This is a genomic window from Viridibacillus arvi (assembly GCF_001274945.1).
GTDB lineage: Bacteria > Bacillota > Bacilli > Bacillales_A > Planococcaceae > Viridibacillus > Viridibacillus arvi.
Genome location: NZ_LILB01000005.1, coordinates 894,677 through 908,109 on the forward strand (window position 1 = coordinate 894,677; position 13,433 = coordinate 908,109).

General features: G+C 35.9%; 15 protein-coding genes. 4 read left to right on the forward strand and 11 right to left on the reverse strand.

Annotation, left to right across the window (positions count from 1 at the left end; translation table 11 throughout):
* Positions 1-42: 42 nt before the first annotated feature.
* From pyc to AMD00_RS13680, 3 genes are all read right to left on the reverse strand, one after another.
* Positions 43-3,474, reverse strand: a complete 3,432-nt coding sequence (gene pyc / locus AMD00_RS13670) for a pyruvate carboxylase (RefSeq protein ID WP_053417576.1) — start codon at positions 3,472-3,474, stop codon at positions 43-45.
* A gap of 12 nt (positions 3,475-3,486) precedes the next feature.
* Complete coding sequence (locus AMD00_RS13675; protein ID WP_053417577.1) at positions 3,487-4,656, reverse strand: FtsW/RodA/SpoVE family cell cycle protein; 1,170 nt, start codon at positions 4,654-4,656, stop codon at positions 3,487-3,489.
* A 66-nt stretch (positions 4,657-4,722) separates the two neighbouring features.
* Positions 4,723-5,004: a YlaN family protein gene (locus tag AMD00_RS13680; protein ID WP_038183678.1), complete on the reverse strand. Its 282-nt coding sequence runs from the start codon at positions 5,002-5,004 to the stop codon at positions 4,723-4,725.
* Between the two features lie 178 nt (positions 5,005-5,182).
* Here AMD00_RS13680 and AMD00_RS13685 point away from each other — a divergent pair, with 178 nt between their 5' ends.
* Together AMD00_RS13685 and AMD00_RS13690 are read left to right on the forward strand one after the other, a co-directional pair.
* Positions 5,183-5,683 (forward strand): hypothetical protein, encoded by a 501-nt coding sequence (locus AMD00_RS13685; protein WP_053417578.1) that lies wholly within the window; start codon positions 5,183-5,185, stop codon positions 5,681-5,683.
* Positions 5,684-5,697: 14 nt separating this feature from the next.
* Positions 5,698-5,901 (forward strand): YlaI family protein, encoded by a 204-nt coding sequence (locus AMD00_RS13690; protein ID WP_053417579.1) that lies wholly within the window; start codon positions 5,698-5,700, stop codon positions 5,899-5,901.
* 104 nt (positions 5,902-6,005) lie between these two features.
* Here the strand turns inward: AMD00_RS13690 and AMD00_RS13695 are convergent, their stop codons facing one another.
* Both AMD00_RS13695 and typA read right to left on the reverse strand, forming a co-directional pair.
* Positions 6,006-6,395 carry a YlaH-like family protein gene (locus AMD00_RS13695; protein WP_245639522.1) on the reverse strand — a complete coding sequence of 130 codons (390 nt, stop codon included), beginning with the start codon at positions 6,393-6,395 and terminating at the stop codon, positions 6,006-6,008.
* A gap of 29 nt (positions 6,396-6,424) precedes the next feature.
* Positions 6,425-8,266 (reverse strand): translational GTPase TypA, encoded by a 1,842-nt coding sequence (gene typA, locus AMD00_RS13700; RefSeq protein WP_053417580.1) that lies wholly within the window; start codon positions 8,264-8,266, stop codon positions 6,425-6,427.
* 184 nt (positions 8,267-8,450) lie between these two features.
* Between typA and AMD00_RS13705 the strand changes: the two genes are divergently transcribed.
* Positions 8,451-8,636, forward strand: a complete 186-nt coding sequence (locus AMD00_RS13705; protein WP_053417581.1) for a DUF5325 family protein — start codon at positions 8,451-8,453, stop codon at positions 8,634-8,636.
* Between the two features lie 66 nt (positions 8,637-8,702).
* Here the strand turns inward: AMD00_RS13705 and AMD00_RS13710 are convergent, their stop codons facing one another.
* Positions 8,703-9,494 carry an inositol monophosphatase family protein gene (locus AMD00_RS13710; RefSeq protein WP_053417582.1) on the reverse strand — a complete coding sequence of 264 codons (792 nt, stop codon included), beginning with the start codon at positions 9,492-9,494 and terminating at the stop codon, positions 8,703-8,705.
* 138 nt (positions 9,495-9,632) lie between these two features.
* A complete protein-coding gene (locus AMD00_RS13715) occupies positions 9,633-9,830 on the reverse strand; it encodes a hypothetical protein (RefSeq protein ID WP_038183657.1) in 198 nt (65 codons plus the stop codon).
* Between the two features lie 157 nt (positions 9,831-9,987).
* Between AMD00_RS13715 and AMD00_RS13720 the strand changes: the two genes are divergently transcribed.
* Positions 9,988-10,620: a YktB family protein gene (locus tag AMD00_RS13720; RefSeq protein WP_053417583.1), complete on the forward strand. Its 633-nt coding sequence runs from the start codon at positions 9,988-9,990 to the stop codon at positions 10,618-10,620.
* Positions 10,621-10,644: 24 nt separating this feature from the next.
* On the opposite strand, the gene AMD00_RS13725 is transcribed toward AMD00_RS13720, so the two are convergent.
* The 4 genes from AMD00_RS13725 to AMD00_RS24010 form a co-directional block, all read right to left on the reverse strand.
* Positions 10,645-10,932, reverse strand: coding sequence for a UPF0223 family protein (locus tag AMD00_RS13725; RefSeq protein ID WP_053417584.1), 288 nt, complete (start codon positions 10,930-10,932; stop codon positions 10,645-10,647).
* Between the two features lie 39 nt (positions 10,933-10,971).
* A complete protein-coding gene (locus AMD00_RS13730; protein WP_053417585.1) occupies positions 10,972-11,934 on the reverse strand; it encodes an NAD(P)H-dependent flavin oxidoreductase in 963 nt (320 codons plus the stop codon).
* A gap of 134 nt (positions 11,935-12,068) precedes the next feature.
* A complete protein-coding gene (locus tag AMD00_RS13735; RefSeq protein ID WP_053417586.1) occupies positions 12,069-12,746 on the reverse strand; it encodes an LrgB family protein in 678 nt (225 codons plus the stop codon).
* Positions 12,743-13,414, reverse strand: a complete 672-nt coding sequence (locus tag AMD00_RS24010; RefSeq protein ID WP_245639523.1) for a CidA/LrgA family protein — start codon at positions 13,412-13,414, stop codon at positions 12,743-12,745. Before AMD00_RS24010 ends, AMD00_RS13735 begins: the two co-directional genes overlap by 4 nt.
* Between the last annotated feature and the right edge of the window lie 19 nt (positions 13,415-13,433).

The window sequence follows — 13,433 nt, forward strand, 5'->3', positions numbered from 1 at the left end:
AAACACGCCTTTGCAAATGCAAAGGCGTGTTTTTTTTGCTAGTTATTCCATTTCAATTAGTAAATCACCTGTTGAAATTGCGTCTCCAGCAGCTACATAAATCTCTTTAATAACGCCGTCCTTAGGTGCTTGAACAGTCGTTTCCATTTTCATCGCTTCTGTAATCAGCAAATGCTCACCGCGTTTTACGGGGCTACCTTTAGAAATAGCTACTTTCAATACTGTACCTGGCATTGTTGCACCAATTTGATCTGGATTTGCAGGGTCTGCTTTCGCTTTACGATCTCCATCTACCTCAACTGTCATATCTTGAATAATAATTTCACGAGGTTGACCGTTTAATTCAAAGTAAAGGACACGTGTACCATCATATTGAGCTTCTCCAATGGATACTAGCTTAATGATAAGTGTTTTACCTTTTTCTATCTCAACTTCAATTTCTTCACCCAGTCTTAAACCATATAAGAATGTTGGCGTATCTAATACCGATACATCTCCAAACATATCTACTGTCTTCATGTAATCTTCGAAGACTTTTGGATATAAAGCTGTCGCAAGTACTTCATGACTTGTTATTGGACGATTATATTTTTTAAATAATTCATCGCGAAGTTCTTTTAAATCTACTGCCTCTAATAATTCTCCCGGTCTTACAGTAATCGCTTCACGGTCTTTTAAAATAACTTTTTGTAATTCTTCTGGGAATCCACCATATGGCTGCCCTAAATAACCTTGGAAGAATTCAATTACTGAGTCTGGGAAATCAATTGTTTTACCACGTTCAATGACTGTTTCTTCATCTAAATCATTTTGAACCATGAATAAAGCCATATCACCTACTACTTTTGAAGAAGGTGTTACTTTAACAACATCTCCAAATAGCAAGTTTACGCGGGAATACATACTTTTCACTTCTTCCCAACGGTCGCCAAGTCCGACACCTTTAGCTTGCTGCTGTAAGTTACTATATTGACCTCCCGGCATTTCATGAACGTATATTTCAGAATGCGGGCTATTCATGCCACTTTCAAAGTCGCTGTAATATTTTCGAATATCTTCCCAGTAAAATGAAAGTTTTTCTAGACCGTCAATGTCTGCTCTTACTTGTCGTTTGCTACCCTTCATCGCATAGTAAAGTGAATTAGCACTTGGTTGCGATGTTAGACCTGCCATTGAGCCTAGCGCTGTATCAATAATATCAACACCTGCTTCAATTGCTTTAGCATATAAATAGATACCATTGCCACTTGTATCATGTGTATGCAAATGAATTGGTAAATCTGTCGATGCCTTTAATTCAGAAATTAAACGATAAGCTGCTTCTGGTTTTAATAAGCCTGCCATATCTTTAATAGCTAAAATATGGGCCCCAGCAGCCTCTAATTCTTTCGCCATGTCTTTATAGTATTGCACTGTATATTTTGCTCTAGAGTCATCTAGGATATCTCCTGTGTAACAAATAGCCGCTTCTGCAATCTTACCCGACTGTCTTGTTGCATCAATGGCTACTTCCATACCTTTAATCCAGTTCAAACTGTCGAAAATACGGAACACATCAATTCCCGCATCTGAAGATTTTGAGATAAACTCTCTAATAACATTATCTGAATAGTTTTTGTAACCAACTGCGTTCGCACCACGCAATAGCATTTGGAATAGCACGTTTGGCATTTTTTCACGTAATTTAATTAAACGATCCCATGGGTCCTCTTTTAAGAAACGATATGCAACGTCAAAGGTTGCACCACCCCACATCTCTAGTGAGAAGAAATTATGCATAATTTGTGCTGTTTCATCTGCAATATTGAACATATCACGTGAGCGTACACGAGTCGCCAACAATGATTGATGTGCATCACGCATAGTCGTATCTGTTAACAATACATCATCTTGCTCTTTAATCCATTGAACAAGACCTTCAGGACCACGTTCATCTAAGATTTGTTTTGTACCAGCTGGAATTGATTGTACAATTTTAATATCTGGTTTATGGGGTTTCGAGAAAATTGGCTTCTGTTGATATTCAATTCCAGGGAAACCATTAACCGTAACATTGCCGATATAACTTAATAGTTTTGTACCACGGTCTTTACGTGGAGAGAATAAAAATAGTTCTTGCGTTGTATCTATGAAACTTGTATTAAAATTACCATCTATAAAATTCGGATGACGAACAACATTTTCTAAAAACGGAATATTCGTTTTAATACCACGAATACGGAATTCTTGTAGATTTCGATCCATCTTAGCTGCTGCTTCTTTAAATGTCATTCCCCAAGTTGAAACTTTTACAAGTAATGAATCATAATATGGTGAAATAACTGCACCTTGGAAGCCGTTACCAGCATCTAAACGTACTCCAAAACCTCCACCTGAACGATAAACCATCAATTTTCCAGTGTCAGGCATGAAATTATTTAATGGATCTTCAGTCGTTACACGAGATTGAATAGCAAATCCGAAAAGTGGGATTTGTGATTGCTCAGGAATGCCAATTTCTTCACTATGTAAAGATAAACCTTCTGCAATTTTAATTTGTGCATGTACAATATCAATCCCAGTTACCATCTCTGTAATCGTATGCTCAACTTGGATACGAGGATTTACTTCGATGAAATAAAATTGGTTACCCGCTACTAAAAATTCTACAGTCCCTGCATTTATGTAGGACACATTTTTCATTAGTTTTATTGCAGCCTGGCAAATTTCTTCACGTAATTCAGGAGTAATTGAGTTCGAAGGTGCAATTTCAACAACCTTTTGATGACGACGTTGAATAGAACAATCACGTTCATATAGATGAACAATATTGCCTTCTTTGTCTCCTAAAATTTGTACTTCAATATGCTTCGGCTTGTCTACAAATTTCTCTACATACACTTCATCAGATCCAAATGCAGCTTTCGCCTCTGACTTGGCTCTATCATAAGCTTCTAAAGCAACATCAGCAGAGTGTACAACGCGCATACCGCGTCCTCCACCACCAAGTGCAGCTTTTATCATTAACGGGTAGCCATACTCCTCACCAAACGCCAACACCTCATCAATAGATGCAACAGGTCCATCTGTTCCAGGGATTACTGGAATATTAGCTGCAACTGCCTGTTCACGAGCTTTTACTTTGTCACCAAACATATCTAAATGATTAGAAGTTGGACCGATGAAAATAACTCCCTCTTCTTCACAACGTTTTGCGAAATCTAAATTTTCAGATAAAAAACCATAACCAGGGTGGATTGCGTCCACTCCTGCATCTTTTGCTATCGCTAAGATTCCTTCTATATCTAAATATGCATCTATAGGCTTCTTACCATCACCAACAAGATACGCTTCATCAGCTTTGTAACGGTGATACGAGCCACTATCCTCTCTCGAATAGATTGCTACTGTTGTAATATTTAACTCTGTACACGCTCGAAACACGCGAATTGCAATTTCACCACGGTTTGCCACTAGAATTTTTTTAATTGCCATTTCCCTTACCCCCTAGACTTTATTCCTTTCCCTTTTAACAAACATAGAGACATTTATGAGAATCCCCATAGCTAAAGATAACAAAATTATCGAAGTTCCGCCATAACTAATAAAGGGTAGCGGAACACCAGTTAACGGTATAATCCCTGTTAATCCACCGACATTTATAAACGTTTGGAACCCTATCATACTAGCAATACCAGCTGCTATCATTCTTGCCATTGGATCCTTTGTGCGTAAGGCAATAAGCAATGCTCGAATGACAATAAAGCCTAAACCACCTAATACAATTGCGACCCCGAATGTGCCCAATTCTTCTGCAATAATCGCTAAAATAAAGTCTGTTTGTGGCTCTGGTAAATAACCCATTTTTTGTACAGATTGACCTATCCCTAGTCCTTTAATACCTCCAGCACCAATTGCTAAATAACCGTTTACGATTTGATATCCAAAAAACTGCTCGTCCTCAAAAGGATTAAAGAAAGCGTTAATTCGCCCCATTCTTTTTTCAGTAAAAAAACTATCTCTTATGAAGAAAATACCAATTAACGCAATTGCCATACAAACACCTAAAACACCAAGAATTTTACCAAAGGTTTTAAATTTAATTCCACTCGCTGCAATAACTGAAATAGCGATAAAGAATATAATCATAAGCCCCCCTAAATCCGGTTCAAGAAAGACCATAAATGCCGCTGCAAAGAGAACGAAAATAGGTGGAATGATAGATTCATTAATATTATCGATTTTTCCCTTTTCGTATTTCTTCGTAAATACTGCAGAAAAATACAAAATGACAATAATCTTCACAAACTCAGATGGCTGTATATTTGCAAAACCTAGATTAATCCAACTTTTTGCTCCAGAGTTTCCTGGACTAAAGCCAAAAAAGTAAACAGATAAGAGCGAAATGAACATAAAACTCAACATCACTAAAAGTACTTTATTTTCTTTGTAAATTTTGTATGGAATAAAAGCACCCACCGCAAAAGCAACAGCCCCAATACAAAGGTTAATAATTTGCTTTTTATAAAAATAGTCAGCGCTATATCCTAATTTATTCACTGCCCATACCATACTTGCGCTATAAATCATAACAAGTCCAAAGAGACAAAGTAATAAATATGTAAAAAACAGTGGATAATCGAAATTCCTTGAATAATTTTTTAAGTATGTTTTCATGCGAATACCTCTTTTACTCATCTTGTAGCAAAAAAACCCAAACAACAGCGTGTTTGAGTTTTCTACTTATTTCTCTGTAAATGCATCATGCAACACAGATAATTCTTTTTCAAGTGAATCAAGAATCTCTCTTCCCTTTTCACGTTCAAGCAAGCCTAACTTAACTGCAAAATCAATTTCGCGTGATAAGCCAAACATTTGTGTATCTAAAACTTCTTCGTATAGTGGGCATTGTGGCATTGTTAAATGCTCCATCTGTACTCTAATAAGCTTAGCAATTTTATCTGCGTCAGCAATAAGGAGTTCCAATGCCTTCTCCTGATATGAACTTTGCGATTTTGTATCCATGAGGACGCCCCCATTACCTGATATTTCTTCTATTCTATCTTAATAAAGTTTATCTTTTGCGCAGTAAAATTGCAAGTATATAACTATGTAAACCGTGTAACCAATTTTATTTCTTTATTAACTACATAAATTAGCGGTATACTGAGATATGGAATGTACTATTCAAGGAGGAATCAACATGGAATCTATCATTCAAATTAAAGGTGCCGTGAATTTTGCTATCACATTAGATCCAACTGTTTGGATTTTTGATGATCGTAAATTAGATCTAGACACATATTTTACTGAAGAACGAGTAATTGTAAACGCTGACGAAGAGTACATGGAAAAAGCAGGTAAACACTGGTCACGTGAAATTATGGAGGGTGCAACATTTCCACCAACTTTAAAATCCGAACGAAAATTCGAGAGAAAACATATGATGACCGGCACATTCGGTATTATATTAAAACCCTTCCTAAACAATGCAGAAATTAAAGATGGTGCGACTACAGTTATTCTAGAATGCCGAGATGGCTCTGAATATAACTTCTCCATAGAAGATGCTGAGTCCCTTATCTTAAAATATAGCCAAGACGGTAAAATGCTGACTGATAACGGTCCTGTTTATGTACTCAACGGTGACGGTTCAAATGTAGAGAACCCAATTAAAGGTCTTGTTGCAATTCGAGTAGAATAGGAGGGACTTAAACGATGCGAGTTAAATGTGTCATTTGCGATTCTATTAATGAATTACCCGATTATTCACCAGAAGCAAAAAAATTGCGAAATCGCCCTATCCATACGTATATGTGCCCTATATGTCATGATCGCATTTCAGAAAGAACAAATGCCCGTTTAGCAACTGGTCGATTTATCTTTAGAAAAAAACACTCACTTGTCGAAGATGAATTCTAGTTATTCTATGTAATGTAGGTTAAATAAAAAAAATAAAAAGAGCAATTGAGATTCAGCTATTAGCTTGTCCTCAATTGCTCTTTTTTATGTGGTTTACTAGATTATTATTGTACTGTTTGTGCTTTTTTATCTCTACGCAGACCAATTTTATACATGATTAGCACAAGTGCGATAATCAATAATCCCTCTACTACAGGTAAATAAGTTGCAAAGAATGTCAAAAAGATACAGCCAACAAACAAGAAGAAATAAATAACGATATTTTGCCAAAACTTAAGTTTTTTCGCGAATCCTAGATTGTAAACAACAATCGACAATGCAAAAATAACCACTAACAAAATATTACTAGCAACACTAAAATCAGATGCAGTTTGATAAACATACTTGGCTACCGGATACATTTTATCAAATACAAATGCATCATTATTTGATACATCAGGTGCGGCAAGTTGAATAAAATTCAGTTCACTTAAAAAACCGGATTTAATATCCAAGACTTTCCTTCCTTTCGTTTAGCGAATGATTACTCAGCGCTACGTGATTTCTTAGCTTCTTTTTCGCGTTCGTTTTTATTTAGAATTTGTTTACGAAGGCGAATAGATTCTGGTGTTACTTCACAGTACTCATCTTCAGCCAAGTATTCTAATGCTTCTTCAAGAGTTAAAATACGAGGTTTTTTAATAACATTCGTTTGGTCTTTGTTAGCTGAACGGATGTTTGTTTTTTGTTTCATTTTGATGATATTAACAGTAATGTCTGCATCACGTGTATTTTCACCAACAATCATACCTTCATAAATATCAGTACCTGGTTCAACAAATAGTGTACCACGGTCTTCAATTTGCATCATACCATAAGTAGTTGATTTACCTGTTTCCATAGAAACTAGTACACCTTGACGACGTCCACCGATTTTACCTGTTAGTAATGGTTGATAGCTATCGAATGTATGGTTGAGAATACCGAAACCTTTTGTTAAAGACATAAATTCAGTTGTATAACCAATTAATCCACGAGCAGGTACCATGAAGATTAAACGAACTTGGCCACTACCATTGTTCACCATATCTAACATTTCACCTTTACGTAAACCTAATGATTCAATAATTGAACCTACAGAATCTTCAGGTACATCGATTTGTACACGTTCAAATGGTTCACATTTTACACCATCAATTTCTTTAACGATAACTTTTGGTTTAGATACTTGTAATTCATAACCTTCACGACGCATGTTTTCAATCAGAATCGATAGGTGAAGTTCACCACGACCCGAAACAGTCCAAGCATCTGGAGAATTAGTATTTTCTACACGTAAACTTACATCTGTTTGTAATTGAGCGCGTAAACGTTCTTCAATTTTACGTGATGTTACCCATTTACCTTCGCGACCTGCAAAAGGTGAGTTGTTTACTAAGAAAGTCATTTGTAATGTTGGTTCATCGATACGTAAAGGTGTTAAAGCTTCTTGGTGCTCAGTTGGACAAACAGTTTCACCTACGTTAATGTCTTCCATACCTGAAACAGCAATTAAATCACCTGAGTATGCTTCTTCAACTTCTTCACGTTTTAATCCGAAGAAACCAAAGATTTTAGTTACACGGAAATTTTTCACAGTGCCATCAAGTTTCATAAGTGCAACTTGTTGTCCAACATGGATTTTACCGCGGAATACGCGACCGATACCAATACGGCCAACATAGTCATTATAATCAAGTAATGCTACTTGGAATTGTAAAGGTTCATCACTAGTATCAGCTGGTGCTGGAATGTGACTAATAATTTCTTCAAATAAGCACTTCATATTTTCTTCTTGTTTAGCTGGGTCTGAATCAAGTGATGCAGTACCATTTACACCAGAAGCAAACACGACTGGGAATTCTAATTGATCTTCATCAGCACCTAATTCGATTAATAAATCAATTACTTCATCCACTACTTCTGTAGGACGAGCTGAATCTTTATCGACTTTGTTTACAACTACGATTGGTGTTAATTTTTGCTCTAATGCTTTTTTCAACACAAAACGAGTTTGAGGCATACAACCTTCATATGCATCTACAACTAATAGTACACCGTCAACCATTTTCAGGATACGTTCAACTTCTCCACCGAAATCGGCATGTCCTGGTGTGTCTAGGATATTGATACGAGTACCTTCGTAGTTTACTGCTGTATTCTTCGCTAAAATTGTAATACCACGTTCACGTTCGATGTCGTTCGAGTCCATTGCTCTTTCTGCGACATTTTCGTTTGAACGAAAAGTACCTGATTGTTGTAATAATTGGTCAACCAATGTCGTTTTACCATGGTCAACGTGAGCTATAATTGCAATATTTCTAATGTCTTGACGTAAATTTGTCATTATTCCACTCCACATTCTATTTTCGAGTCCATAACTGTGTTATTATAACACAAGAGATGTTTTTTGTCTTTTCTTAACAACTAGTATTTCAAATTTTTTTATTATTTCACAGTATAATTATTAGTTCGACATTAAGTTATTATCACTTATAAGTCAAACAAATTCATCAACTGGAGGATTTAAAATGAAAAATGCTAAAGTCGTTATGGCTTTTTTTGCATTAGCTGCAGTGCTAGCTATGTGTTCAATAGGAATTGCAGTTGCCTTTAAAAGCGTAATTGGTATCTTTGGTGCCATTATTTTGGTTTGTGCCATTATGGGCTATGGCTTCAAAACTAAACGACAATTCCGTGATAAAGGTTTGCTGTAACTCTTCTCAAATAAAAAGAATGAACTGGCAATTTGCGAGTTCATTCTTTTTATTTATATCTATATTCTATTTCAAATCAACGTATTGTTCAATGATTGTCTTATGAATTTTAGGATTTGCAATAATAAATGTATCTTGTTCTTCCAAATTAATCGCTTCATTTCCTAAGTTTGACACAATCGCACCAACTTCATTTGCAATCACTGCACCACCAGCAATATCCCAAGGTGATAATCGCATAGACATATAAGCATCCATCCGTCCACATACTACTGAAGCAATCTCTAAAGTAGCAGAGCCATACGATCTTGTCCCTCTAACATGATGAACAAGGTCAATCATCTTATTGTGTTCGATGTAGCGATTTGGTGTAACCCAAGTAGCGTTTATCCCAATAATAGCTTCGTGTAGCGGTAATGGTTGCAGCCGTTCTAACTGACGATCATTCATATATGCTCCTTGTCCCTCGATAGCATAATACAAATCATTGCGCATTACATCGTATATGTACCCTAGTTTTCCAATGCCATCAACATAAATGCCAATTGAAATTGCAAAATTACGATGCTGTCGTATGAAATTCATCGTCCCATCAATCGGATCAATTATCCATACGACACCATCCAATGATTCAAGGGGTTCCCCCATCCCTTCCTCACCGAGAATTTTAAATGCGGGATCATAAGAATGAATTTGTTCAATAAAAAATAATTCTGTTTCACGATCAATATTCGTTACAAGATCATTCGCATTTGCCTTTGTCTCGATTTCTAACTTTTCAGAAAGTGATTGACGAATTCGTTCGCCTGCTTCATGAATAATTTTAACTGTAAATTCATGTATTGCTATAATCTCCAACATAGCCCCACCTTTCGAAGCAAAAAAAACATCATTTCTATAAGTACAAAATGTTTTTTGCCTATCTCTATTATAGCAAAAAAACATCTGCTTCTCATTTGATTAGCAGATGTTCACCGGCGAATATTGATTCTCTCTTTAGGCAAAAGCATGAAATGCCTCCAATTCCAAATGAAGTTCAGAAAGGCGAATTTTGCTTAATTCAATTTGTTTTACATCCTCATCTTGCAGAGCATCAAATAATGTTGCTAGTTCATAATCCATTTCTAATTGCAGTCCCTTCACATATTGCTTTTCATAATCAACTTTGCGAATAATGTGTACTACCTGTTTCATACTAACCAGCTCCTTTTTATTTTGTTTGTGCAAGCTAGGACTTAAAGTGTCTTACTACATTATATGCATGATGTGAAAAATGATAAGTCCTTCTACAAGATTTTTTCCCAAATTTCTAATAAAATAAACATAAACTTTCAAAAGGAGTTAAATTATTATGCCAAAAACAAAATGGACACAAAAAGATTTCGACGTTTTCTCCATCAATGGCTTAGAACCACGAATGGAAGCACTTATCAATACCGTAAGACCAAAATTTGAAGAATTAGGTACGACATTTTCTACATATTTCTCCGCAAAAACTGCAGATGAATTTTATCCACATGTAGCAAAGCATGCACGTCGTAAAGTAAATCCCCCAAAAGATAGCTGGGTCGCATTTGCTCCTTACAAACGCGGCTATAAATCAATTCCTCACTTTCAGCTTGGCTTATTTGGTACTCATCTATTCATAATTCTTTGCGTTATTTATGAAGCACCAAGTAAAGTTGAAATTGCTGATCGTTTACTAAAAAAACAGAATTTATTTAAAAAGCTACCAAAAAATTTTTATGTATCAGGTGATCATTTTTCACCAGAAGGAATTAATATAAAAGATGCTTTGAAAGATGGTCAGCTAGTCGGTTTACTTGAACGTTTACGGGATGTAAAAAAAGGTGAATTTATAGTTGGTCTACAAATCCCAAAAGAAAATGCGGTACAATTAACTGCTGAGGAATTTGAGAAATTAACTGAAGAAACATTTGATGCATTACTCCCTATTTATAATACTATGGTCAACAAAAAGTAAAAGAACAGGCATAAGCCTGTTCTTTTACTTTCTTTTTCTTGATTCACCTTTAATTTTCGAACCAGCTGGAGCATCTTTCATTTGCTTAATAATTGAATAGCTCACATAGCCACTAACTTCTTCAAATTCGCGGAAAATGGTTTTTTCTTCAGCCATCGCTGGCACGATTTCTTTAAATCGTCTATATTTTGACATTAGATCTTCGCGTTGAACACCTGTTTCATATGCTTTTTCTATTGCTTGGAAGAACGCAATTACATCTACAATTTCTTCTGTAGACCAGTCCGTTGAGAACGGATAAGAGTATTCCATATTCTTACCTACCTTTTGATTCAGGCTAATATAGCCTTTTTATTGTTCTCCCCATTTTAAGCGTATTTCCGTTGCCTGCGCAACCATTCGCTGTATAAGTTTCTCCACAGTCGGTTCATCTTGGATTAAACCTGTTACTTGTCCAGCCCAACCAAACCCTTCATTTTCCTTACCTTCATATATATATTTTTTATTCGCTTGACCACTTATGAAATTTTTTAAAGCTTCATATGTTGGAGTTACTTTTTCAATATCATGAATTTGATCTGTCCAACTATTTCTAATAGCGCGTGCTGGTGTACCTATGGATCGTTTAATTACAGTCGTGTCTGCTTCCGTGCTATTAATTAAAGCGTTTTTATACAGAACGGATGCATCAATACATTCTTTCGTCGCGATAAAACGCGTTCCCATCTCAATACCTTCTGCACCTAACGCAAGCGCTGCCATCCACCCACGACCATCACCTATACCTCCTGATGCAATCACAGGAATAGAAACAGCATCTACCACTTGAGGTACTAGTACCATTGTTCCGATATCATCCCGCCCTAGATGACCTCCACCTTCTTGTCCTACTACCATAACGGCATCTGCACCTAATTCTTCAGCTTTTTGCGCTTGTCTACGTGCAGCAACTAATACTAATTTCTTAATATCTGTTCCCTCTAATTGTTTAAAAATCGGAGCAGGATTTCCACCTGTCATTGATACAACCGGTACTTTTTCCTCTATTGCTACCGCTAACATATGCTCAAATGAGCGACCATGTTGGCCAATAGCATAATTAACACCGAATGGTCGATCTGTTAAGCGGCGTACTTTTTGAATTTCTTTACGTAGTGCTTCTGGGTTTTCTAAGCTCATAGCTGTAATTTGCCCTAATCCTCCAGCATTCGACACAGCTGCAGCCAAATCTGCATATGCTAAATAAGCAAGTCCACCTTGAATGATCGGATACTCTATACCTAATAATTCTGTCACTCTTGTTTTCCATTTCATATGTTACAACTCCCCTTTGTTTTCCTATATTAAACTGGTTCGCCGAATATTAAAGAAACCCTTTTTTCATTTTTATTTCCCAAGAAATAAAAACAGCATGTGAAAAATTCAAAAAGAATTTCCACATGCTATTTTCAGAATATAAGCATTGCAAATAAGGGACAAATAAATGCTCCAATAACAGCACTTAGTGTCATTGATACCGAGCCCATGGATAAGGTTTTTTCTCCGTATTCAGTAAGTTTTGAAACACCGAATCCATGAGCTCCTCCTCCCATTGAAACTCCTCTGCTCACCGCAGTATCAATTTTACAAACGCGGAATATAAACGGCCCTAAAATGGCACCAGTAAATCCTGCCACCATAACAAATACAGCAGTCATAGGCGGAATTCCACCTAATGAATCACTTACTTGCATTGCAACCGGTGTTGTAATCGATTTCGGCAGTAACGATCTCACCATTTCATTATCAAAACGCATTAACTTCGCCAAAGCAAAAACACTAATAAGACCTGAAATCATAGCCACAATTACACCAGAAATTATAGATAATTTATATGTTTTAATCATATGCCTTTGTGTATACAAAGGATATGCTAAACTTACAACCGCAGGCCCTAGCATTACATCAATCCATTTACCACCAGTCATATATGTTTCATACGGAATATTACACAATGCTAAAATAAAAACACCGATTATTGTCGTTGTTAAAATTGGTAGCAAAAATGGAGTCGAAAAACGAGCATATAATTTTGACATTAGATAAAAAATAAAAATAGTTATTAGAATAATGGCTACAGCTTTCATTTTACGACCTCCTTCAGTTCTTTAGTTTCTAACTTTTCTTTCTTCTCTATAATTTTACAAATTCTACCTGAAATAATAATTGTACAGATCGTACTAGCTATAACTGTGAGTAATAACAAAATACCATGCAAAGATAATAATTCAGGATAATTTATAACGCCTACAGTTGCAGGAACGAAAAACAACGGTAAAATTGCTAACATAAATCCTGCTCCTTCTTCAATCAATGACACTGGCATTATTTTACTAAGTAACAGAGCTAATAAAATGAGTAAACCGACGATACTACCGGGAAATTTGACCCCTAATAAATTCACGATAGTCGTACCAATAAAAGAAAAAACGTATAGTATTACCATTTGGAAAATTATTCGTACCCATTTTATTGATTTTTGTTTTATAAATTTAATTTTCATTGAGTTTTTCTGCTTCAATTTCGTTGAATCTAGTTGTGTTGTTGGTAGATTTTCCGCTTCTAATTTCTGTTCTGCAATTTCACTTATTTTAGATTCATCCACTTCTGGTCCAGTTATTTCCAACTCATCTACCGCTGCTTCATTGACATCTCGCTCTTTTACTTCCGCTTTTTCTTCGGACGCTTTACTAACTATCTTATAATTGCTTGTTTTGTGTTTGACTAACTTGTAATTACCCACTTTAGATTGCATTTCGAAACTCCCCTTTTAA

Excerpts from the sequence above, each read along its gene's own strand:
- pyc (WP_053417576.1), bottom strand. The coding sequence starts at position 3,474 with ATGGCAATTAAAAAAATTCTAGTGGCAAACCGTGGTGAAATTGCAATT.
- AMD00_RS13675 (WP_053417577.1), bottom strand. The coding sequence starts at position 4,656 with ATGAAAACATACTTAAAAAATTATTCAAGGAATTTCGATTATCCACTG.
- AMD00_RS13680 (WP_038183678.1), bottom strand. The coding sequence starts at position 5,004 with ATGGATACAAAATCGCAAAGTTCATATCAGGAGAAGGCATTGGAACTC.
- AMD00_RS13685 (WP_053417578.1), top strand. The coding sequence starts at position 5,183 with ATGGAATCTATCATTCAAATTAAAGGTGCCGTGAATTTTGCTATCACA.
- AMD00_RS13690 (WP_053417579.1), top strand. The coding sequence starts at position 5,698 with ATGCGAGTTAAATGTGTCATTTGCGATTCTATTAATGAATTACCCGAT.
- typA (WP_053417580.1), bottom strand. The coding sequence starts at position 8,266 with ATGACAAATTTACGTCAAGACATTAGAAATATTGCAATTATAGCTCAC.
- AMD00_RS13705 (WP_053417581.1), top strand. The coding sequence starts at position 8,451 with ATGAAAAATGCTAAAGTCGTTATGGCTTTTTTTGCATTAGCTGCAGTG.
- AMD00_RS13715 (WP_038183657.1), bottom strand. The coding sequence starts at position 9,830 with ATGAAACAGGTAGTACACATTATTCGCAAAGTTGATTATGAAAAGCAA.
- AMD00_RS13720 (WP_053417583.1), top strand. The coding sequence starts at position 9,988 with ATGCCAAAAACAAAATGGACACAAAAAGATTTCGACGTTTTCTCCATC.
- AMD00_RS13725 (WP_053417584.1), bottom strand. The coding sequence starts at position 10,932 with ATGGAATACTCTTATCCGTTCTCAACGGACTGGTCTACAGAAGAAATT.
- AMD00_RS13730 (WP_053417585.1), bottom strand. The coding sequence starts at position 11,934 with ATGAAATGGAAAACAAGAGTGACAGAATTATTAGGTATAGAGTATCCG.
- AMD00_RS13735 (WP_053417586.1), bottom strand. The coding sequence starts at position 12,746 with ATGAAAGCTGTAGCCATTATTCTAATAACTATTTTTATTTTTTATCTA.
- AMD00_RS24010 (WP_245639523.1), bottom strand. The coding sequence starts at position 13,414 with ATGCAATCTAAAGTGGGTAATTACAAGTTAGTCAAACACAAAACAAGC.